The organism is Arthrobacter oryzae (assembly GCF_030718995.1).
GTDB lineage: Bacteria > Actinomycetota > Actinomycetes > Actinomycetales > Micrococcaceae > Arthrobacter > Arthrobacter oryzae_C.
The window spans coordinates 1,229,470-1,249,896 of record NZ_CP132204.1 but is presented as its reverse complement, the minus strand read 5'-3'; the positions used below and the strand labels follow the sequence as shown (position 1 = coordinate 1,249,896).

19 protein-coding genes are annotated in these 20,427 nt (G+C 67.6%); 13 read left to right on the top strand and 6 right to left on the bottom strand.

The features are described from left to right. Positions 1-85 precede the first annotated feature (85 nt). The 3 genes from Q8Z05_RS05785 to Q8Z05_RS05775 all read left to right on the top strand — a co-directional run bounded on the left by Q8Z05_RS05785 (position 86) and on the right by Q8Z05_RS05775 (position 2,453). Complete coding sequence (locus Q8Z05_RS05785; protein ID WP_305942533.1) at positions 86-682, top strand: phosphoribosylanthranilate isomerase; 597 nt, start codon at positions 86-88, stop codon at positions 680-682. 57 nt (positions 683-739) lie between these two features. After that, positions 740-1,822, top strand: a complete 1,083-nt coding sequence (locus tag Q8Z05_RS05780) for an LLM class flavin-dependent oxidoreductase (protein ID WP_305942532.1) — start codon at positions 740-742, stop codon at positions 1,820-1,822. 85 nt (positions 1,823-1,907) lie between these two features. Beyond that, positions 1,908-2,453, top strand: a complete 546-nt coding sequence (locus Q8Z05_RS05775; protein WP_305942531.1) for a YceI family protein — start codon at positions 1,908-1,910, stop codon at positions 2,451-2,453. A gap of 50 nt (positions 2,454-2,503) precedes the next feature. Here the strand turns inward: Q8Z05_RS05775 and Q8Z05_RS05770 are convergent, their stop codons facing one another. Both Q8Z05_RS05770 and Q8Z05_RS05765 read right to left on the bottom strand, forming a co-directional pair. After that, positions 2,504-3,619 carry a serine hydrolase domain-containing protein gene (locus Q8Z05_RS05770; protein WP_305942530.1) on the bottom strand — a complete coding sequence of 372 codons (1,116 nt, stop codon included), beginning with the start codon at positions 3,617-3,619 and terminating at the stop codon, positions 2,504-2,506. Continuing rightward, on the bottom strand, positions 3,610-4,626 hold the full coding sequence (locus Q8Z05_RS05765; protein WP_305942529.1) for a magnesium and cobalt transport protein CorA: 1,017 nt from the start codon (positions 4,624-4,626) through the stop codon (positions 3,610-3,612). Before Q8Z05_RS05765 ends, Q8Z05_RS05770 begins: the two co-directional genes overlap by 10 nt. 258 nt (positions 4,627-4,884) lie before the next feature. On the opposite strand from Q8Z05_RS05765, the gene Q8Z05_RS05760 reads away from it, so the two are divergent. Continuing rightward, complete coding sequence (locus Q8Z05_RS05760; RefSeq protein ID WP_305942528.1) at positions 4,885-6,321, top strand: TrkH family potassium uptake protein; 1,437 nt, start codon at positions 4,885-4,887, stop codon at positions 6,319-6,321. A 78-nt stretch (positions 6,322-6,399) separates the two neighbouring features. Next, positions 6,400-6,801, top strand: coding sequence for a YccF domain-containing protein (locus Q8Z05_RS05755; RefSeq protein ID WP_305942527.1), 402 nt, complete (start codon positions 6,400-6,402; stop codon positions 6,799-6,801). Between the two features lie 27 nt (positions 6,802-6,828). Here the strand turns inward: Q8Z05_RS05755 and Q8Z05_RS05750 are convergent, their stop codons facing one another. After that, positions 6,829-7,581, bottom strand: coding sequence for a 2-phosphosulfolactate phosphatase (locus Q8Z05_RS05750; RefSeq protein ID WP_305942526.1), 753 nt, complete (start codon positions 7,579-7,581; stop codon positions 6,829-6,831). Continuing rightward, a complete protein-coding gene (locus Q8Z05_RS05745; protein ID WP_305942525.1) occupies positions 7,578-8,447 on the bottom strand; it encodes a DUF4031 domain-containing protein in 870 nt (289 codons plus the stop codon). Before Q8Z05_RS05745 ends, Q8Z05_RS05750 begins: the two co-directional genes overlap by 4 nt. 91 nt (positions 8,448-8,538) lie before the next feature. Here Q8Z05_RS05745 and Q8Z05_RS05740 point away from each other — a divergent pair, with 91 nt between their 5' ends. Both Q8Z05_RS05740 and Q8Z05_RS05735 read left to right on the top strand, forming a co-directional pair. Continuing rightward, positions 8,539-9,486: an alpha/beta fold hydrolase gene (locus Q8Z05_RS05740; RefSeq protein WP_305942524.1), complete on the top strand. Its 948-nt coding sequence runs from the start codon at positions 8,539-8,541 to the stop codon at positions 9,484-9,486. A 62-nt stretch (positions 9,487-9,548) separates the two neighbouring features. Further along, the gene (locus Q8Z05_RS05735) at positions 9,549-11,219 is read left to right on the top strand and encodes an HNH endonuclease signature motif containing protein (RefSeq protein ID WP_305942523.1); all 1,671 of its coding nucleotides are present in this window, start codon (positions 9,549-9,551) and stop codon (positions 11,217-11,219) included. 12 nt (positions 11,220-11,231) lie between these two features. Here the strand turns inward: Q8Z05_RS05735 and Q8Z05_RS05730 are convergent, their stop codons facing one another. Then, positions 11,232-12,566, bottom strand: a complete 1,335-nt coding sequence (locus Q8Z05_RS05730; protein ID WP_305942522.1) for an FAD-binding oxidoreductase — start codon at positions 12,564-12,566, stop codon at positions 11,232-11,234. Between the two features lie 168 nt (positions 12,567-12,734). Here Q8Z05_RS05730 and Q8Z05_RS05725 point away from each other — a divergent pair, with 168 nt between their 5' ends. Genes Q8Z05_RS05725 through Q8Z05_RS05710 form a run of 4 tightly spaced genes read left to right on the top strand, consistent with a single transcriptional unit; the run spans position 12,735 to position 15,860 of the window. After that, positions 12,735-13,145, top strand: coding sequence for a TOBE domain-containing protein (locus Q8Z05_RS05725; protein ID WP_305942521.1), 411 nt, complete (start codon positions 12,735-12,737; stop codon positions 13,143-13,145). Next, a complete protein-coding gene (modA, locus tag Q8Z05_RS05720) occupies positions 13,142-13,948 on the top strand; it encodes a molybdate ABC transporter substrate-binding protein (RefSeq protein WP_305942520.1) in 807 nt (268 codons plus the stop codon). The genes Q8Z05_RS05725 and modA overlap by 4 nt, the downstream gene beginning before the upstream one ends. A 2-nt stretch (positions 13,949-13,950) precedes the next feature. Continuing rightward, positions 13,951-14,805 carry an ABC transporter permease gene (locus tag Q8Z05_RS05715; protein WP_305942519.1) on the top strand — a complete coding sequence of 285 codons (855 nt, stop codon included), beginning with the start codon at positions 13,951-13,953 and terminating at the stop codon, positions 14,803-14,805. After that, on the top strand, positions 14,802-15,860 hold the full coding sequence (locus Q8Z05_RS05710) for a sulfate/molybdate ABC transporter ATP-binding protein (protein WP_305942518.1): 1,059 nt from the start codon (positions 14,802-14,804) through the stop codon (positions 15,858-15,860). Before Q8Z05_RS05715 ends, Q8Z05_RS05710 begins: the two co-directional genes overlap by 4 nt. A gap of 44 nt (positions 15,861-15,904) precedes the next feature. Here the strand turns inward: Q8Z05_RS05710 and Q8Z05_RS05705 are convergent, their stop codons facing one another. Then, positions 15,905-16,432: a carboxymuconolactone decarboxylase family protein gene (locus tag Q8Z05_RS05705; protein ID WP_305942517.1), complete on the bottom strand. Its 528-nt coding sequence runs from the start codon at positions 16,430-16,432 to the stop codon at positions 15,905-15,907. Positions 16,433-16,783: 351 nt separating this feature from the next. Between Q8Z05_RS05705 and Q8Z05_RS05700 the strand changes: the two genes are divergently transcribed. Next, complete coding sequence (locus Q8Z05_RS05700) at positions 16,784-17,569, top strand: S1 family peptidase (RefSeq protein WP_305942516.1); 786 nt, start codon at positions 16,784-16,786, stop codon at positions 17,567-17,569. Between the two features lie 177 nt (positions 17,570-17,746). After that, positions 17,747-20,416 (top strand): ATP-dependent chaperone ClpB, encoded by a 2,670-nt coding sequence (gene clpB, locus Q8Z05_RS05695; protein WP_305942515.1) that lies wholly within the window; start codon positions 17,747-17,749, stop codon positions 20,414-20,416. Positions 20,417-20,427: the final 11 nt, after the last annotated feature.

The window sequence follows — 20,427 nt, the reverse complement described above, 5'->3', positions numbered from 1 at the left end:
CAGCCTAGCGGCCGGTGTAACGTCGGCGCGGACTTCGAGGGCTTGCTAACGTCAGGAAGAGGAAATACTGCAGGAGGAGCCTGGAATGTTCGTCAAGGTGTGTGGGCTGAGTACGCCGGAGTCGGTCCGGGAAGCGGCCGGTGCCGGGGCGGACGCCGTCGGATTCGTCCTGACCAGGAGCCCGCGCGAGGTCACGCCGGAGCAGGCCCGTGAGCTTCTTGCCCACGTGCCGGCCGGCACTCCCGCCGTCGGCGTGTTCCGGCACGAGCCGGTGGCGGACGCCATCGCGCGCGCCCGTGAGGCGGGCCTCGAGTGGATCCAGCTTCACGGGAACCGCACGCCGGAGGACGTGAAAGCAACGCACGACGCCGGCATGAAGGTGATCAGGGCCGTCACCATGGGTGCCGCGCCGGAGGCGTTCGGCAGCTGGGGCGAGGAACTGCTGCTGATTGACGCCGCCGTGCCCGGTTCCGGCGAGGCCTGGGACTACGCATCGGTGCAGGCCAAGGGGCTGGCCGGCCGGAACTGGCTGCTGGCGGGAGGCCTTGACCCCCTGAACGTCTCCCGGGCCGCGAAGGAAGCCGAGGCGTGGGGAGTGGACGTCTCGTCCGGCGTCGAAAGTTCCCGCGGGGTCAAGGACCTGGCGAAGATCCGGGCGTTCGTGCTGGCCGCGAAGGCCTAGCACCCTGCCGGAATTAGCGGCCGGAATGGATGGCGCGCGGTCCTTGTTGCCGCAGTCATGAAGCGCATCGGATTTCTTTCGTTCGGCCACTGGGGCAACGTTGAGGGGTCCCGTACCCGCACCGCCCGGGACGCCCTGCTGCAGGGCATCGAGCTGGCGGTGGCAGCCGAGGAACTGGGAATCGACGGTGCCTTTTTCCGTGTGCACCACTTCGCCCGGCAGCAGGCGTCCCCGTTCCCGTTGCTGGCCGCCATCGCTGCCCGCACCAACAGGATCGAAATGGGCACCGGCGTGATCGACATGCGGTATGAAAACCCGCTGTATATGGCGGAGGAAGCGTCCGCCACGGACCTGATCAGCGGCGGCAGGCTGCAGCTCGGCGTCAGCCGCGGCTCACCCGAACCGGCCCGGGACGGCGCCGCCGTGTTCGGCCATGTTCCGGCCGAGGGCGAGAGCCCCGCGGACATGGCACGCCGCCACACAGCGGTGTTCCGCCACGCCATTACCGGCGCCGGGGTGGCCGAAGGGGATCCCCGCTACGGCGGGGGCACTGGCCGGCTGCCGGTCCAGCCCAACTCGCCGGACCTTGCCCGCCGGATCTGGTGGGGCGCCGGATCGCGCGCCACCGCGGTCTGGACCGCGGAGCAGGGGATGAACCTGATGAGTTCCACCCTGCTGACGGAAGACACCGGTGTGCCGTTCGACGAGCTGCAGGCGGAGCAGATCAGCATGTTCCACAGCGCCTGGGAAGCGGCTGGCCACCAGCACACGCCGCGGGTTTCGGTCAGCAGGAGCGTGCTGCCGATTGTCGACGACGAGGACCGCCGGTACTTCGGCCTTGACGCCCTGCGGCCACGGCGGGACCAGGTGGGCATCATTGACGGACTGGTGGCACGGTTCGGTAAGAGCTACGTGGGCGAGCCCGAGGCCATTGCCGAAGAGCTGGCGGCAGATGCCGCGGTGCAGGCTGCCGACACGTTGCTCCTCACCGTCCCCAACCAACTGGGAGTGGACTTCAACGCCAAGCTGCTGGGCAACATTGCGCGCCACATCGCCCCCGCCATCGGCTGGCAGCCGAAGTGGTCCGCGGCCCCGTCTGCCGGTCTTCCGGTGCCCGGGGCGAAGGCTAGCCGTGGCTGAGGGTCTTCGCTAGCATTCAGCTGGGGAGCATCCCCGAAGAACCGGCGGGCCAGGCGCCCGCCAACCGAGTCGAAGGAGACCCGTTGTGACTCTGCCCCAAGGTATTACCCCCGGCAAGTGGACCCTCGACATGTCCCACAGCGAAATCGGGTTCACCGTCCGCCACGCCGGCATCAGCAAAGTCCGCGGCCGCTTCACCGACGCTTCGGCGGAGGCGCACGTGGGCGCGTCCCTGGCGGCGTCCAGCCTGCACGCCACCGTCAAGACGGCAAGCTTCGATTCCGGTGACGCCAACCGTGACGCCCATGTGCGCGGAGCGGACTTCTTCGACGTCGAGCAGTTCCCGGAGATGACCTTCCGGGCCACGGGCATTGAAGGCGACGGCGAGGACTACACCGTCACCGGCGACCTCACCATCCGCGGCATCACCAAGCCCGTGGAGCTCGAAGTGGAGTTCACCGGCGTGGCGGTTGATCCGTTCGGCGCCACCCGGGCGGGATTCAGCGCCGAAGCCGAGATCAGCCGCAAGGAATTCGGACTGACCTGGAATGCTGCCCTGGAAGCCGGCGGGCTGCTGGTCAGCGACAAGGTCAAGATCAACGTGGAAGCGGCCCTGGTCAAGCAGGCCTAGGCGCACGGCCCATTGCGCACCGCCACCGTACACGCCGCTCGCGCCACGGCTCACGTCCAGGGCACGCGGAGGACCAGCGAAAACAGTGCGTCGTAGTCGTAGCTGGTAGTGCTGTTGGACATGATCACGATTCCCCTGCCCCGCTCCGGGTAGAGGCGCATGATGTTCCAGAATCCCAGCCCGGTGCCGAAGTGCTCCACGTAGGATGCGTGGGGGCCGTTGGCGTGCTTCCGGAACCAGCCGGCGGAGTGGTCAAACTGCCTTCCTTTGACGTTGATGTCGCGCATTGCCCGCGCCGTGGACTCCTGCAGGATGCGGTGCCCCTGCGGTTCAGCGGGAGCGTTGGCGGTTCCGGGCGGAACAGCCAGGCCGTCGTTGAGGTGCAGCCGGACAAACTCGGCTGCGTCCCGCACGCTTCCCACCAGGCCGCCGTAGCCTGCGCCGTCCACCAGGAACCGGAGGAGCGACGAGTAGGCGCCATGCCTCGGGCCCATCGTGCCGGACGGGAGGATTCCCGCGATTACCGGCGTGAGCGGGCGGGGAATGCGGACATAGCCGGTGGCCGCGGTATGGCCCGGCGGATACGAGAAGCCGGTCGAATCCATCCCCAGCGGACCAAGGATTTCGCGCCGGACATAGCTTGGGAACGGCTCGCCGGAGACCTGGCTGATGACCTGGGCCGCCACAAGGTAGCCGACGTTCGAATAATGTCCGGCGCGCCCCACGGGGTAGCGGAAGGCGCGGCGCCGGGCCATCAGTTTCCGCAGCATGTGCTCCTGGTCCGGCCCCGGGGCGTCCGCGGGATGAATCCATTTCACGGGGACGGGATTGCCCAGGCCGGACGAGTGGGCCAGCAGCTGCCACACAGTCGGCTGGGCGGAACCAGGGGCGCGCAGCCAGTCAAGGTATTCGTGCACGGGTGCGTTCAGGTCCAGGCGCCCCTGGTCGGACAGCCGCAGGGCGGCGGTGGCTGTCACCGGCTTCGTCATCGAAAACCACGGATACACCGTGTCCGCGGTGGCCGGCGTGCGTGCCGCCAGATCCGCGTAACCTGTCCCGCCGAGATGGAGCACCCGGTCCCGCGACACGACGGCCAGTGACATCCCCGGAACACGGCCCCTGCGCGCTGTGTCCGTGAGCGCGGCCCGGACTGCGGTCAGATCCATTTGTTGTGCTTGAACGTCGCGTACAAGGCCACGCCCAAGATCAGCATCAGGGCCAAAGCCATGGGGTAGCCGAAGACCCAGTCGAGCTCGGGCATGGTGCGGAAATTCATCCCGTAAATGGTGCCGACCAGCGTGGGCGCGAAGAGGATGGCAGCCCAGGAGGAGATGCGCTTGACCTGCTCGCTCTGCGCGAAGCTGGATTCCGTCAGGCGCCGCATCTCATCGTTCTGCCGCTGGGCTACCAGCGCGGCGTTGACCGTGAGCGCGTTCTGCAGCAGGGCCCGGAAGGAGGCGGTCCGCTCGCCGAGCCGCAGCACGTGGTCCAGCACGTCGCGCAGATGGTCCTGCAGCTCGGGGCCCGGCCGGTGCTCGGGTGTTCCGGCGAGCAGGGCCTGCAGGATTCCCGCCAGCGGACTGGTTCCGCGCTGGAACATGATGACCTGGCGCGAGAGTTCATAGATCCTGCGTGACACGTCGGGGTCGCCGCCGAAGAGGTCATCCTCGATCTCGTCGATGTCGTTTTCCAGCCCGGCAGCCACCGGCTCGTATTCATCCACCACCTGGTCCAGGATGGCGTACAGCACTGCGTCCGGTCCCAGCGCCAGGAACTCGGGCTGGGACTCCATCCGCCGGCGGACGCGGGCAAGGTCCGGTGATTCGGCATGCCGGACGGTGACCACAAAGTCGGTGCCCACGAAAACGTGGATCTCACCGAACTCGACCTTTTCGACGTCGTCGAGGTAGCGCGCCGGGCGCAGCACCAGGAACAGGGCTTCGCCGTAGTGCTCAAGCTTGGCACGCTGGTGCCCGCTCAGGGCGTCCTCCACTGCCAGGTGGCTGAGGTCGAATTCGTCTGCCACGGACCGCAGTTCCTGCGAGTCAGGCCTGTACAGCCCGATCCAGGCCATCCCTTGGCGTTGCCGCAGCAGGAAGTACGTCTCCTCCAGCCCTTCAGGGTCGGCGGTCCGGAGGCCGTTCACGTAGACGGCATTGTCAACAATGGTCACCCTGCGCCTCCTTCCGGCACCGCCCCTTGCTGTGACGTTAGCCCTTCGCCGATACCCTGCCAACAGTTTGCGCCTTCGCGGCCGTGAAGCTGTGAAGCCGCCGTGAAGCCGCGAAAAAGGGCCGCGTAAGGATTTCGTAAAGACCGGGTTCTGCCGGAATGGTGCGGTGTTAGTCTCCGGGAAACGTTGAACTGTGGGCCCGGTCTGCGGGCGCGAGGCCGGAAGCGCTTCGCACGCCCGCCGATGAGAGGATGTCCGATGGCCGTACCGCTGAAGGGGCGGGCCAAAGCACCCGGGAGGGCCAAGCCGAAGAACCTGCCGGCAAACCAGCGGCCCGGGAAGCTCCGCCCGAAGGACAGCCGGATCAGGCGCCTGCTGCTGCACCCGGTCCGGTCGGTGCCGGCCGCGTTCCTTGCCGTGATTCTGCTGGGGGCCGGCCTGCTCCTGCTTCCCGCCTCGCATTACCCCACGGAGTCCGACACGGTCATGCCGGCCCTGTTCACATCGGTGTCCGCCGTCTGCGTGACCGGACTGATCACCGTGGACACCGCCACGTTCTGGACGCCCTTCGGCCAGGCCGTGATCCTCGCTTTGATCCAGGTGGGCGGTTTCGGGATCATGACGCTGGCAACCCTGCTGGCACTGCTGGTCCGCAAGAACCTCGGCCTCCGCGGACAGCTCGTGGCCCAGTCTGAAACACACACACTGAATTTCGGAGATGTCCGCTCCGTCCTGGTGCGGGTCGCGAAGATCATGGCCACACTGGAGGGCGGCACGGCGGTGGTACTGACCCTCCGGTTCTGGATCGGCTATGACGCCAACCCGGCGACGGCCCTCTGGCACGGTGTCTTCCACGCCGTCTCCGCCTTCAACAACGCCGGCTTCTCGCTGTACAGCGACAACCTCGTCGGTCTCGCCGAAGACCCCTGGATCATCGTTCCCATCTGCGCAGCTGTCGTGGCCGGCGGGCTGGGATTCCCTGTGATCATTGCCCTGATGCGGGACGGGCGCCGGATCAAGGACTGGACCGTCCATGTCCGACTCACCGTCTACGGCACGCTGCTGCTTCTGGCGGCCGGGTTCGTGCTGTTCGCGGCCTTCGAATGGAACAGGCCAGAAACCCTGGGGCCGCTCAGCACCGGAGGCAAGTTCCTCGGGGCACTGGCCGGCAGCGTGTTTCCCAGGACTGCCGGTTTTAATAGCATCGATTACGGCGCAGCCACACCGGAAACGCTGATGGTCACCAACATCCTGATGTTCATCGGCGGCGGGAGTGCAGGGACTGCAGGCGGAATCAAAATCACCACGTTCCTCATTTTGGGCTTCGCCATCTGGAACGAGGTCCGCGGCCGCGAGCAGGTCACCATTGCGCACCGGTCCATCAGCTCCTCGGCCCAGCGCCAGGCGCTTTCCGTTGCGTTGCTGGGCGTCGCCACCGTCGTCGTGGGAACTCTCCTGCTCCTGATGTTCACCGACTACACCCTCGAAAAGGTGCTCTTTGAATCCATTTCCGCGTTCGCAACGGTGGGGGTGAGTACGGGCATCACGTACCACCTGCCGGCCAGCGCACAGTGGGTGCTGATGGCCCTGATGTTCATCGGCCGGATCGGGACCATCACCGTCGCCTCGGCGCTGGCACTGTCCGCGCATCCGAGGCTCTACCATTTGCCTGAAGAGCGGCCGATCATCGGCTGACGCAGCAGACCTGAATTCAGGGCGGGATCAGGGCAATCCCCGACGCCGGATGACTCGGGCGCGGGGGAGAATGGCCGTATGAAGACATTGCTCAACATCATTTGGCTGGTCTGCGGCGGGCTTTGGCTGGCGCTGGGGTACTTCCTGGCGGGTATTATCTGCTGCCTGCTCATCGTGACGATTCCCTGGGGCATCGCCTCCTTCCGGATTGCGTCGTACACCCTGTGGCCCTTCGGCCGCATGGTGGTGGACAAACCGGGCGGCAACGGGGTGTTTTCGCTCTTGGGAAACGTGATCTGGCTGGTGGTCGCCGGCATCTGGATCGCGATCGGCCATGTGGTGACGGCATTCGCCATGGCCATCACCATCATCGGGATCCCGCTGGCCATCGCCAACCTGAAGCTCATCCCCGTCTCGCTGATGCCGCTCGGCAAGCAGATTGTGCCCACCGACCGGCCGTTCGTCACCAGTTACCGCTAAGCCAGCCACCTGCCTACGGGCACGCCGCTACGCCCGGCGGAACGCGCCGTCGTCGAGAAGTGCGACGGCGGCGCTGCCGTTGAGTTCCCCGGCGATCTCCACGTCCTCCTGGTAGCCGCCGAAAACGAGTTCGCGCCCGCTGGAGCATTCCAGCAGCATGTCGCCGAGCCGCGGTTCGGCAGCGGTGAAGGCGTCCATGGCCCACCGTGCCTCGGGGGAGAAACCGGCCGTGCGGTGCTCAGGAAGCGCGGCCAGGAAAGCCCCCGCCCCCAGCTGGTCCTCAAGCGCGGGCCGGAGTCCGCCGTCGGGCCATTTTTCGCCCGCGGCGATGACGGCGATTACCGCGGCAGGCGGAAGGTTCCGGGCGGCCCATTCGGCCGTTGCCCGGGCATTGCGGAGGCACACCGCGGCGACACGCGGCACCGTTCCTGAAAGGGCATGGGCCAGCGCCGACCCGTTGGGCGAGGGCAGGACCAGCCGTTCCAGCGACGGTGCCGAGCGCAGGCTGGCGGGGGAGAGGCTCACGCCGTTGCCGCCGCGCCGGCCGGCGAGCACGGCGTCCTTCCCGGCGGCGAAGCCGGCTGCCCCGCCGTCCTTCCACGCGTACGGAAATACGTCGGCGCCGCGATCCACGGCGACGCTCACGCACGTGGTGAAACACAGGACGTCCACCACCACGGCGAGTTCGGCCCCGGGCGCAACGGCCATGGCGCCGTCGTGCCCCCAATCGAAGCGGACCGTAAACGGCAGCTGCCGGTGCGCGGCCTGAACCTCGCTCACGCGAGTTCGCCCGCCAGGTTGCGCCGGGCTGAATCCAGCCACAGCTCACGGCCGCGGGGCGTGTTGAACAGCGGGTCCAGTTCCAGGAGGTGACGGACGACGGCGGCGCGTCCGGCCGCGAAGTCGGCGTCGCCGATGTGCGCGAAGTCTTCCCGGACGGCGCTGAGATAACGGCCATAGGCCTTCGGATCGCCGCCGAGAACCGACAGGTCCGCGTCGCAGAGGAGGGCGCCGTCGTCGTCCCCGGCCTCCGGGCGGTGGTCGGCAGTGAGCCGGACCAGCCGCCCCACCTCATACGCGTCGTCCTCGGACAGCCCGGCGTGCAGGAGCCTGTCCTCCGCCAGCCTTGCCGATTCCTCCTCGTCCTGTCCGGCAATGCCGCGGTACACGGCGTCGTGGAACCAGGCCGCGAGGACCACGGTGCGGGGCGGATCTGCCGGCTCGGTGAGCAGGTCCAGCGCTTCGAGGACGGACAGCAGGTGGGTGCGGCCGTGGTATTTCCGGTGTTCCTCGCCCCAGCGGTCCAGGAGGTCAAGGAAGAGGGCGTCATGGCCGGGCAGGACGGCGTTCCACCGGTTCAGCAGCGGCAGTTTGAGGGCCTTGCCGCGCTCGCGGGCAGGTATCCGCAGCCCGCAGGCGATCAGCTTGCGGACCAGGACCCGGGCCTCCACGGGGATGGCGCCGGCCTCCACCAGGGCGCCGTACCGGGCTTCCGAGACGTCGTAGTGGTCGCCGTCGAACGCACGTTCCGGGATGCCGGCGGCCTCTGCGAAGCGGTGCAGTTCGTCGAGGGACGTGTCGGAGATCAGGTGCGAGAAGTGGGTTCCGTGGGCAGGCCAGAGCGGCGGATCAAGGTAAACGGCCATGGGGGAAATTCTAGTGCCGCGGGTGCCGGGGCGCGGCGGCGCCAGGTCGCTTGCGGGCGCGGTCCGCCTGGGGCAGGCATATTGTGGGCGGGTGACGGGCGAGCAAACGGAAACAATCAGCGGCTGGGTGAAAGTGCCCCATGCCAGGATCTACTGGGAATCGACCGGCGAACCTGCTGGCATTCCCGTCCTGTACCTTCACGGTGGCCCCGGCGGTTCCCTTGGCAAGGGCGGATACCGTAAACGGCACGACCCCACCCGCTTCAGGATCATCGGGCTGGATCAACGCGGGTGCGGCAAGAGCACTCCGGCCGTCCAGGACGACCTTGACCACCTGTCCGGGAATACCACGCAGGCCCTCATCGAGGACATTGAGGCGGTGCGGAAGCACCTGGGTATCGAAAAGTGGATCGTCACCGGAGTTTCCTGGGGCAGCACGCTTGCCCTCGCCTATGCCCTCAAACATCCCGGCCGGGTGCTCGGGATCGCCCTGGTGGCAGTGACGACCACCAGCCGGAGCGAGGTTGAATGGATCACCGAGGACGTCGGACGCATCTTCCCGGAAGCATGGAATGAGTTTTCCGAGGCATCCCGCGCCAACCCGGGCGAACGCATTGTGGAGGCCTACGCCCGCCGGCTCGCCGGGGAAGACCGCGATGACGCCCGACGGGCCGCCCTGGCCTGGGACCGCTGGGAGTCCACGCATGTATCCCTGGATCCCAACTGGGTTCCTGGCGCGCTTTTTGACGATGAGAATGAGCGCATGACGTTCGCCCTTCTCGTGACGCACTACTGGGCCCACGACGGATTCCTGACCGACGGACAGGAGATCATCCCCCGGATTCACGAGCTCAACGGCATCCCCGGGTACCTCATCCACGGGCGGCGAGACATCAGCGGTCCTGCTGCCACCGCGTGGCAGTTGCATCGGCGATGGCAATCGAGCCGGCTTGCGGTCATCGAAAACGAGGGTCATGGCGGCCCGGCATCCATGGCGGCATTGTCAGAGGCAGTCGAAGACATTGCAGCCATGATCTGAGTTGCTTTTGGACAGGCCGCCGCGAAGGGTAAATTGTCGGTGCCCTTTGGCAGAGTTATCCCATGGACGCCGTTGGGGAACGCGAAGCAACAGAAGGGGTGTTGCGGTGGGCCACATGGCCCGCTGTACCTGACACTGCTGCGGCGGATCTTCCGAGTGCAGCGCACGGCCTGCGGATCCTCGCGGCGGGACCGCGGAATCCGGAGGCTTCGGCGTCCGACGGCGTGTTCAGTGATCTGGCCCGGAGCCTTCAGCTGTTGAAGGCTATTGGGTCGGCGGCGGTGGGGGATGCTGTAGGTTTCGGCGTTCGTGAGGCTGCCGACTTCGCCGCCGACGTTGAGGAGATCTCCCGGGCGGCGGAGTTTTTGCAGGTGGTGGCGGCCGGAGCCGTGGACCGGACCCGGCGCCGGGCCCAGGGGTCGGCTAGCCCGGGGGCGGCGGCCGGCTGGACCACCGGGTGGGGTGAAGCCACTGCTGTGCACGGACCCATCGGCTGGGCAGCCGGCCAGGTTCAGGCTATCGAGCCGGATCCGGCCGAACCGGACCCTGCTGACGACGGGTACAGGAATGCTGCCGAGTTCCTGCGGGGTCGATTGCGGATCAGCGCCGTCGAAGCCCGTCGCCGGATCAGCCTTGCCGAAGCGTTGTTGCCCAGCACGGGGATCACCGGCCACCACGAGGAACCGGCACGACCCGTGCTCGCCGCCGCCGTGGCCGCAGGGACTGTCGCGTCCCGCGCCGCGACCATCATCACGCTTGCCCTGGACCGGGTCCGGCACCACGCCCCCGGAGAGACTGTTGCCCGTATGGAACACATGCTGACCAGCCAGGCGGCCGAGAGCGATGCCGATCTGCTGTCCCGGGTCGCCCGGCACTGGGTCGACGGGCTTGACCAGGACGGGTCCGAACCGTCCGAGGAAGAACTCCGGCGCCGCCAGGGCGTCTTCCTCCGCCGGCCCCGCCGCGGACTCCAGCACTTTGAGGTCTTCGCCACCCCGGACCAGTTCGAGCCCCTCCTGACCGCGATGAACACCGCCACTAACCCCCGCACCCAGGACAAGACAGCCGGAGGCGGCGACTGCGAAGCTGAGGGGAGCGGCCCGGCGGACCCATACCTGGACCTGCGCACCAGGCCGCAGCGGCTACTCGACGGCCTCGTCGGCGCCACGAAAGCAGGACTCAGCACCGGAGACCTGCCTGCCGCCGGCGGGATGCGGCCGCAGGTCATGGTCACCATCGACTACCGCGACCTCCTGGGCAGGCTCGGACAAGGTAGCAACACTGCCGGGGTCACCGGGACGTCAGCCATCCCCGGCACGGGCTCCTTCACGTTCACGGGCCCCGTCACCGCTTCAACGGTCCGGAAGATCGCCTGCGACGCGGACATCATCCCGGTCCTCCTCGGCAGCCAGGGCCGCATCCTGGACATCGGCCGGACCACCCGGATCTTCCCGCCCCACATCCGCAAAGCCCTCACCGCCCGCGACCAGGGCTGCGCCTTCCCCGGCTGCACCATCCCGGCCCCCTGGTGCGAAGCCCACCACATCACCTACTGGTCACACGGCGGAACCACCAGCACCGACAACGGCACCCTGCTCTGCAGCCATCACCACCACCTGATCCACAAAGAACAGTGGCAGATCCAGGTCAAAACCGGGATCCCGTGGTTCATCCCGCCGCCCCACATCGACCCACGCCAAAAACCTCAAAGGAACCACTACTTCCGGTGCTGAACGGCGGCACCCCTACGCCGGGGCAGGCGGGATGTTCTGGTTGCCGCGGAACACGTTGTCCGGATCGTATTCGCGTTTCACTTGCGACAGCCGGATGAAGTTCTCGTTCCCGAACGCTGCCCGCACCCTGGCCTGGCCTTCGTCACCGATGAAGTTCAGCCACACGCCACCGGTGGCGTAGGGAGCAATGTCGTGGCGGAAATGCTTCACCCATGCCTTGGCTTCCTGACCCTCTGCCGGTGTTTCGCCCAGCCCGAACGGGTGGCTGACCCAGTTGGCGTTGCGGTTCTGCAGGGGTGTCAGTGCTGCGGCCGGTCCGCCCACCGCGCCGCCCCAGCGAGCAATCAGCTGCTGGGAATGCTGGCCCGGCAGGTTGCGGGCAGAGTCGATGACGATGTCCAGGGCGTCGTCGGAAAGTTCGTTGTGATAATCGGCGCTCCAGTAGTTGTACAAGCCTGGCGGATCATCCAGTGAGCACTGGAAGTCGGCGTAGTTCGTATCCTCCACCAGGTCAACCGCCGGACTGAGCGCCCGGTACGGCTTGGCACGGTCCGCACCAACGCCGGCGTCACCGGCGTAGATGTACACCACGCCGACGGCCATCTTGCCAACCATCTCCGGCGGCATGAACGGCTCGGGCGGCGCAGTGAAATAGAGCAGCGTCGCGCATTCCTCGTCGGGGGCCGCGAGGGCCAGCTCCCGGAATCCGCGGCTGATGTCGGTGGCTGCCTCCCCAGGCCAGACCATCAGGCCGGCATGGACTTTTGGACCCAGCTCACGGAGCGCGAAGGTAAAAGATGTGGCCACGCCGAAGTTTCCGCCGCCGCCGTGCAGTGCCCAGAACAGCTCGGGATTCTCCTGGGCACTGGCCGTCACCTGCCCGCCGTCGGCCGTGACCAGGTCCACCGAAATCAGATGGTCGCAGGCAAAACCGAAGGCCCGCTCCAGCCATCCCGAGCCGCCGCCCAGCGTAAAGCCTGCCAGCCCGGTGGTGGACACCCGTCCGCCGGTCAGGGCCAGGCCGTACTCCTGCGTGGCACGGTCAAACTCGCCGCACGTGAGCCCCGCGCCGGCAGTTACGGTACGGTTCTCCGGGTCCACACGGACAGACTTCATGGGCCGGACGTCCACCACCAGGCCGCCGTCGTTCATGGACATTCCGGCCACTGAATGCCCGCCGGCGCGGACAGCCACGGCCAGTTCGTTGTCGCGTGCATGCTGCAGGGCCTGGGCGACTTCGGCAGGGGTGCTGCATTGGGCAATGACCGCCGGGCGCCGGTCGATCATTGCGTTGAAAAGCTTCCGGGACTCGTCATAATCCGGACTGTCAGGCCTGATCCATTTCATTGCAACGCTCCTCAGCGCCGGCGGCTCCGCCCCCACCGAAAATCGTACTGCCGTGGCGAACGGCGGGCTATGTCCGGCGCTACGGCAACCCTGAATAGGACGAGCACATTCCGAATTTGCGGCCGGAGTGACCTTCCGGATCCGCATATGAGGTATTAGGCTGAAGAAATGCCTACCATTCGGATTGCGGAAGCTGCCAGGTTCCTGGGCGTCAGCGACGACACCGTCCGCCGCTGGACCGAAAACGGCAGCCTCACCCCGGTGAAGGATGACTCCGGGCGCCTGGCCGTGGACGGGTTCGAGCTGGCCACCCTGGCCCGCGAGCAGGCGCAGCTGCCGGAGGACCCCACCCGGGTGGGAAGTTCGGCCCGGAACAGGTTCGTGGGGCTGGTCACGGGCATCACGGCGGACAAGGTCATGGCCCAGGTCGAACTGCAGTGCGGGCCGTTCCGCGTGGTGTCACTGATGAGCAGCGAGGCCGTGCGGGATCTCGGCCTGGAGCTGGGCTCCGTGGCAACGGCCGTGGTCAAAGCCACCACGGTGATCATTGAAACTCCGCAGGGAAAGGGCATCGTGTGAGCACCGGGAAACCTCGGATCGCAGCGCTGCTGGCAGCGGCCGTGCTCACCCCCGGCCTGGCTGCCTGCGCACCATCGGCGCCGACCGGCCCTGGCGGAAACGCGTCCTCGGACGCGGCCGGTCAGCTCACCGGAACGGTCACGGTTTTTGCTGCCGCCTCCCTCAAGGCCAGCTTCAGCGCACTGGCGGACGAGTTCGAAGCGAAGAACCCCGGGGCTACGGTGGCGCTCAGCTTCGCCGGCTCCTCGGACCTGGCCACGCAGATCACCCAAGGTGCGCCCGCTGATGTGTTTGCTTCGGCGGACCCCAGGAACATGGCCAAGCTCGCCGACGCCGGGCTCCTCGACGGTGCGGCCACGAACTTTGCCACCAACCACCTGCAGATAGCCGTTCCGCCGTCCAACCCGGCCGCCATCGCTTCCCTGGCGGATCTCGCCCGGCCCGGCGTCAAAGTGGTTGTGTGCGCCGGCCAGGTTCCCTGCGGTGCCGCAACGTACGCCGTGGAAAAGGCGGCAGGTGTAACGCTTGCCCCGGTCAGCGAGGAATCGTCCGTCACCGATGTCCTGGGCAAGGTGGCCTCCGCCGAGGCCGACGCCGGCCTGGTCTACGTCACCGACGTCAAAGGATCAGGCGGCAAGGTGAAGGGAATCCCGTTCCCGGAAGCAGCCGAAGCCGTCAACACCTATCCCATCGCCACCGTTGGCCCGAGCAGGAACAAGGAACTCGCCGCGGCTTTCATCGCCATGGTGACGGGTTCCGAAGGCCGGAAGACGCTCGCAGACGCCGGGTTCGGGGTTCCCTGACCATGGGGCCGACCAACGGAGGCGGATACCACGGCATTCCGCCCTGGATCTACGCCATCGCAGCCGCGGGCGGGCTGTTGGTGCTCCTGCCGCTGGCGGCGATGGCGGCCCGGGTTAACTGGCCGCAGTTCATCCCGCTGGTGACGTCCGAATCCTCCCTGACGGCCCTCGGCCTCAGCCTGCGGACCTCTGCGGCGAGCACCGCACTCTGCATCATTTTCGGCGTCCCCCTGGCCCTGGTGCTGGCGCGTGCACGCTTCCCCGGCCAGCGCCTGCTGCGCGCGTTTGTGCTGCTGCCACTGGTCCTGCCTCCGGTGGTGGGCGGCATTGCCCTGCTGTACACCTTCGGCCGCCAGGGCCTCCTCGGCAGGAGCCTTGAGGCTGCCGGGATCCAGATAGCGTTTTCGACGACGGCGGTGGTGCTGGCTCAGACCTTTGTGGCACTGCCGTTCCTGGTGGTCAGCCTGGAAGGCGCACTGCGTACAGCCGGCGGACGGTATGAGGCAGTAGCTGCAACCCTCGGAGCCCGGCCCACCACGGTACTGCGGCGCGTCACCGTGCCGCTGGTGCTGCCCGGACTGGCGTCCGGCGCAGTGCTGTCCTTCGCCCGGAGCCTCGGCGAATTCGGTGCGACGCTCACCTTCGCGGGGAGCCTGGAGGGGGTGACCCGGACACTTCCGCTGGAAATCTACCTGCAGCGGGAAACCGACGCCGACGCCGCCGTCGCGCTTTCCCTCGTGCTGGTGGCAGTGGCCGTGACGGTGGTGGGCCTGACCTACCGGCGGCCGGGGGAGCAAGGCCGGCGCAGTGCCCCGGCGGGCAGCACCGACGCCGCACGGCCGGAGGGTGCCCGGTGACCTTCCACATGCAGGCAACCGTGCGTGCCCGCGGATTCGACGCCGGGCTCAGCCTCGCGGCAGGCGAAACCGTGGCAGTGCTCGGCCCGAACGGGGCCGGAAAATCGACCCTCCTCAACGTGGTTGCAGGACTCCTGCGGCCCGATTCCGGCCGGGCCGAAATCGACGGAAAAGTGCTGTTCGACCTCGACGGCGGTGCCGCCACCTGGACTGCCCCGCACCGCCGCGGCACAGCCCTCCTTGCGCAGGAGCCGCTGCTGTTCCCGCACCTGAGCGCACTGGAAAATGTCGCCTTCGGCCCGCGCAGCGCCGGGATCGCCCGGAAATCCGCCCGGGAGTCCGCCCGGACCTGGCTGGCCGCGGTGGATGCCGGGGACCTCGAAGCACGGCGGCCTGCTGAACTCTCCGGCGGCCAGGCCCAGCGGGTGGCGGTGGCCCGGGCACTGGCGGCCAACCCTGAGGTGCTGCTGCTGGACGAACCCATGGCGGCCCTGGACATCCACGCCGCGCCGCTGCTTCGCAGGCTCCTCAAGAAGGTCCTGGCCGGGCGCCGCGCCATCATCATCACCCACGACGTCCTTGATGCGCTGATGCTGGCCGACCGGGTCATCGTCCTCGAAGACGGCAGGATCACCGAGGAAGGACCCACCCGGCAGGTCCTGGAACGGCCGCGGAGCCGGTTTGCCGCCGGGCTGGCCGGCCTCAATCTCATTCCTGGAACACTGACGTCCACCGGGATTCTGACCGAAGAGGGCCGGGAGGTGGCGGGACACCAGGACGAGGAAGCCTTCGCGGCCGGCTCCGGGCAAGCCGGTGTGGCGGCCTTCCCGCCGTCGGCCGTCTCTGTGTTCTTCACGGAAGCGCACGGCAGTCCGCGGAACTCCTTCCCCGTGACGGTGACGGACCTTGAACAGCACGGCGACCAGATCCGGGTCCGGGCAGGCGGGATGTCCGCCGACATCACCCCGGCCGCCTCGGCGGACCTGGGCCTCGCCCCCGGGATGACCGTCTATTTCGTGATCAAAGCGGCCGCAGTGGCCGTCTATCCGGCCTAGCAAACTCCCTCAAGCTGCCGCTGACGGCACTACTCGTGTGCGGCCTACTCGTGTGCGGCCTGCTCCTGCGGCGCGGCCTGTTCCTTGGCCTCACGCCGGACCGGGTGCTGGCTGGTGATGGACACGCGGTTGAACGCGTTCATGGTGATGACCAGCCAGCTCACGGCCGAGTATTCGGCCGTGTTCAAGAACTGCCGGGCGTACGCATCCTCCCGTTCACGGGTGTGGGCATCGGGCAGCGTGGTGATGGACTCGGCCAGAGCCAGTGCCGCGCGCTCCTTTTCGGTGAACAGGGCGGTGTCCCGCCAAGCGGAAAGCACGGCCAGCCGCTGCGTGGTTTCGCCCTTCTTGAGGGCGTCGGCAACGTGCATGTTGAGGCAGTAGGCGCACCCGTTGATCTGCGAGATCCGGACGTTGAGCAGTTCGGTCAGCGATCTGCTGATGCCGGCTTCGTCGGCGGCTTCCCTGGCCTTCAGGCCGAGGCCGTTCAGCGCGCGCCAGACGGCCGGGCTCTCCTTGTCGATGAAGATGTGCTGCGTAGTTGACTTTCCGGCTTCCTGGGTCTGCTCCATGGCTCCCAGAATACCTATCGGCGTATGACGGGTCTTGTCATATTCGTGACACGATCAAAAAAGCGCTGTAGGGTTTTCACCGGACCGCCTGCCTGCCTCGCGGCGGGCGGCGGTCAACCAAAGAAGTCTCTGCATGGAGGCTGCGCAAGTGCGATGCGCAGGCTACCCGCGCCAGCCGGAGGGCGGTTCCTTGGGGGAACCGCCCTCCTGCGCGTCCGGCCGCCCTTGCCCGGAGCCCTGGCGCCCCGGAGCCCGGCGCCCGGAGCCCCCGCCGCGGTGCCCCGGCATCAGAGATCGCACGCCAAGTGCCGGGGGCTAACGTTTCCGGAGCCGGAGTCCTACCATGTGAAAATGCGTTGTCGCCTGAAGGGCCGGGGTCGCCGCGCGTGGCGTGTGATTGCCGTCGCCGCGCTTCTCGTTTCGATGCTCTTCGCGCCATCAATGCCGGGGTTCGCATCCGGCCCGGCGGTCCCGGGGCCGGTGGAAACGGACATCGCCGGAGGCGAGGCGGCAACCGCTTCTGAGGCACCCTTCGCAGTCCAGATCGCCTACGATTCCGCCGGGATCAGCGTGCGGTGCACCGGCAGCCAGATTTCGGCGGCTTGGGTGGTCACGGCCAGGCATTGCGACTCCGCGAGCCTTCGGTCCGTCCGGCTCGGCACCCCCCACCTGGGCGCCGGCGGAACGGTGCGGTCGGTCGCTGCCCGGTACGCATCGCCGGACGGCGACGTGCTGCTGCTCAAACTCTCCGTCCCGCATGCGGGATCGTATGCGGGCCTGTCCCGGACCATCCCGTCGCCCGGCACTGCCGCCCGCGTGTTCGGCTGGGGTGACCAGTCCGAGGGGTCCGGGGCCATGTCGTCCCGGGTCAAGGCTGCCAGCGTGGCCGTGTGGGGGAAGGGCTCGGATGCTTTCGGCGGACCCTCCGTGCGGACGCAGTCCCGGACGGGGCACCCGCTGTCCGGGGACTCGGGCGGGCCCCTCGTCGTGGGCGGGAAGCTGGTAGGCGTGCTGTCGACGTCGAGCGTTTTGCCCGGCGGCAGTCCGCCCAGCTTCACCGGCTTCTACAACGACCATGCCGCGCTTTCCCACCACCTGAACTGGATCGACGCCGTCACCGGCGTCAGGGCGTCCTGACTGGCGGCGACCTGCTAACCAGTGCAACCCCCGGTGGCGGCACTGCCGCACCGGGGGCCGATCGCCCCTAGACAGCCATTCCGCCGTGGGCAAACATGGACTTTAATGCCGATCCCGCAAAGTTGAGTCATGTACACTCAACTTTAAGAGTTGATCTATCCCCGAAAGGAGCTCTCTTTGGACGCCAAGTTCACCACCAAGAGCCAGGAGGCTCTTTCGGCAGCAGCCATGAACGCCTCCACCGCAGGAAATCCCCAGGTGGAGCCCGCCCATTTGCTCAAGGCGCTCATGGACCAGCGCGAGGGTGTCGCCGTCGCGCTCCTCCGCGCCACCGGCGCCGATCCGGACGCCGTCAGCGTCCAGGCAAGCACCGCCATCAAGGCGCTGCCGGCGTCGTCCGGCACCTCTGTGCAGCAGGCCCAGCTGTCCCGGGCGGCCCTCCAAACCATCAAAAACGCCCAGAACGAGGCGGACAAGCTGGGGGATACGTATGTCTCCACCGAGCACCTGCTGCTGGGGATTTCGGCCGGCAGTGACGCCGTCGGAAAGTTAATGCGCGACGCCGGCGCCTCCCATGAGGCCCTGCTCGCCGCCCTGCCGGGTGTCCGCGGCGACCGCAAAGTCACCAACGCCGACCCTGAGAACACGTTCCAGGCGCTGGAGAAGTTCGGCACCGATCTCACTGCCATTGCCAGGTCCGGCAAGCTGGACCCCGTGATCGGCCGCGACGCCGAGATCCGCCGGATCATCCAGGTGCTGAGCCGCCGCACCAAGAACAACCCGGTGATCATCGGCGAGCCCGGCGTCGGAAAGACAGCCGTCGTCGAAGGACTGGCGCAGCGGATCGTCGCCAATGACGTGCCGGAGAGCCTGCGCGGCAAAACCCTCATTGCCCTGGACCTCGCTTCGATGGTGGCCGGGGCCAAGTACCGCGGCGAGTTCGAGGAGCGGCTGAAGGCCGTCCTGGAGGAGATCAAGAGCTCCGAGGGGCAGATTGTGACCTTCATCGACGAACTCCACACCGTGGTGGGCGCAGGCGCCTCCGGGGACAGCTCCATGGACGCAGGCAACATGCTCAAGCCCATGCTGGCCCGCGGTGAACTCCGCCTGATCGGCGCCACCACCCTGGACGAGTACCGCGAGAACATCGAAAAGGACCCTGCCCTGGAACGCCGCTTCCAGCAGGTCTTCGTGGGCGAGCCCAGCGTGGACGACACCATCGGCATCCTCCGCGGCCTGAAGGAACGCTACGAGGCCCACCACAAGGTCTCCATCGCCGACTCCGCTTTGGTGGCTGCGGCGACTCTGTCCAACCGCTACATCTCCGGCCGCCAGCTGCCGGACAAGGCGATCGACCTGGTGGATGAGGCCGCGTCCCGGCTTCGCATGGAGATCGATTCCGCACCGGAGGAAATCGACCAGCTGCGGCGCCAGGTGGACCGGCTGACCATGGAGGAACTGGCCCTCGCCAATGAGAAGGACGCCGCCTCCGTGGAGCGGCTCGCGGCGCTGCGGGCGGACATGGCGGACAAAAAGGAAGCATTGTCGGCACTGAACGCGCGCTGGGAAGCTGAGAAGGCCGGCCTCAACCACGTCGGTGACCTCAAAGCCCGGATCGACGAGCTGCGCTCGGCCGCTGAGAAGTACCAGCGCGAAGGCGACCTCGCTGCCGCCTCCCGCATCCTGTACGGCGAACTTCCCGCACTGGAACGCGAGCTGTCCGCTGCCGCTGAGGTGGAAGCCGCCCGGGTTGCCGGCGGCGGTGCGAAGCAGGAACTCATGGTGGCCGATGAAGTCACGGCCGGTGACATTGCCGAGGTGATTTCCGCCTGGACCGGCATCCCGGCCGGGCGCATGCTGCAGGGCGAGAGCCAGAAGCTGCTGCACATGGAGGAGGAACTCGGCAGGCGCCTGATCGGCCAGAAGAAGGCCGTCACCGCCGTGTCCGACGCCGTCCGCCGTGCGCGCGCCGGCATCAGTGACCCGAACAGGCCCACGGGCTCCTTCCTGTTCCTGGGCCCCACCGGCGTGGGCAAGACCGAACTGGCGAAGGCCCTGGCGGACTTCCTGTTCGACGACGAGCGCGCCATGGTGCGGATCGACATGTCCGAGTACGGCGAGAAGCACTCTGTTGCCCGGCTGGTCGGCGCACCTCCGGGCTACGTGGGCTACGAGGAAGGCGGCCAGCTGACCGAAGCCGTCCGCCGTCGCCCGTACTCCGTGGTGCTCCTGGACGAAGTGGAGAAAGCCCATCCCGAGGTGTTCGACATCCTGCTCCAGGTGCTCGACGACGGCAGGCTCACTGACGGCCAGGGCCGCACCGTGGACTTCCGCAACGTGATCCTGGTACTGACCTCCAACCTGGGCAGCCAGTTCCTGGTGGACCAGACCCTGGATGACAACGCCAAGCGCAGTGCCGTGATGGCCACCGTGCACGCGTCCTTCAAGCCGGAGTTCCTGAACCGGCTGGATGAAGTGGTGCTGTTCGATGCCCTGAACGTCGAGGAACTGGCCCGGATCGTGGAACTTCAGGTCTCGGAGCTGGGCAAGCGGCTGCACGATCGCCGCCTTGACCTCGAAGTCACCGAGGGAGCCCGTGCCTGGCTGGCCATGACGGGCTTCGATCCCGCCTACGGTGCCCGTCCGCTGCGCCGGCTGGTGCAGCGGGAAATCGGCGACCGGCTGGCCAAAGCCATCCTGGCCGGCGACATCGCCGACGGCGACACCGTCCTGGTGGACACCGCGGCCGACGTCGACGAACTCACCATTGCCAGCCTGGGCGGGCAGGAAGGGCCCGACGGCGGTGCCCTCGCCGGAAGCGGCCTGTCCGTGCGGCGTAAGGGCTAGTACGCCGTAAG

Coding starts and splice junctions, on each gene's coding strand:
- Q8Z05_RS05785 (WP_305942533.1), top strand. CDS start 86: ATGTTCGTCAAGGTGTGTGGGCTGAGTACGCCGGAGTCGGTCCGGGAA.
- Q8Z05_RS05780 (WP_305942532.1), top strand. CDS start 740: ATGAAGCGCATCGGATTTCTTTCGTTCGGCCACTGGGGCAACGTTGAG.
- Q8Z05_RS05770 (WP_305942530.1), bottom strand. CDS start 3,619: ATGGATCTGACCGCAGTCCGGGCCGCGCTCACGGACACAGCGCGCAGG.
- Q8Z05_RS05760 (WP_305942528.1), top strand. CDS start 4,885: ATGGCCGTACCGCTGAAGGGGCGGGCCAAAGCACCCGGGAGGGCCAAG.
- Q8Z05_RS05755 (WP_305942527.1), top strand. CDS start 6,400: ATGAAGACATTGCTCAACATCATTTGGCTGGTCTGCGGCGGGCTTTGG.
- Q8Z05_RS05745 (WP_305942525.1), bottom strand. CDS start 8,447: ATGGCCGTTTACCTTGATCCGCCGCTCTGGCCTGCCCACGGAACCCAC.
- Q8Z05_RS05735 (WP_305942523.1), top strand. CDS start 9,549: ATGGACGCCGTTGGGGAACGCGAAGCAACAGAAGGGGTGTTGCGGTGG.
- Q8Z05_RS05730 (WP_305942522.1), bottom strand. CDS start 12,566: ATGAAATGGATCAGGCCTGACAGTCCGGATTATGACGAGTCCCGGAAG.
- Q8Z05_RS05725 (WP_305942521.1), top strand. CDS start 12,735: ATGCCTACCATTCGGATTGCGGAAGCTGCCAGGTTCCTGGGCGTCAGC.
- Q8Z05_RS05715 (WP_305942519.1), top strand. CDS start 13,951: ATGGGGCCGACCAACGGAGGCGGATACCACGGCATTCCGCCCTGGATC.
- Q8Z05_RS05705 (WP_305942517.1), bottom strand. CDS start 16,432: ATGGAGCAGACCCAGGAAGCCGGAAAGTCAACTACGCAGCACATCTTC.
- Q8Z05_RS05700 (WP_305942516.1), top strand. CDS start 16,784: ATGCGTTGTCGCCTGAAGGGCCGGGGTCGCCGCGCGTGGCGTGTGATT.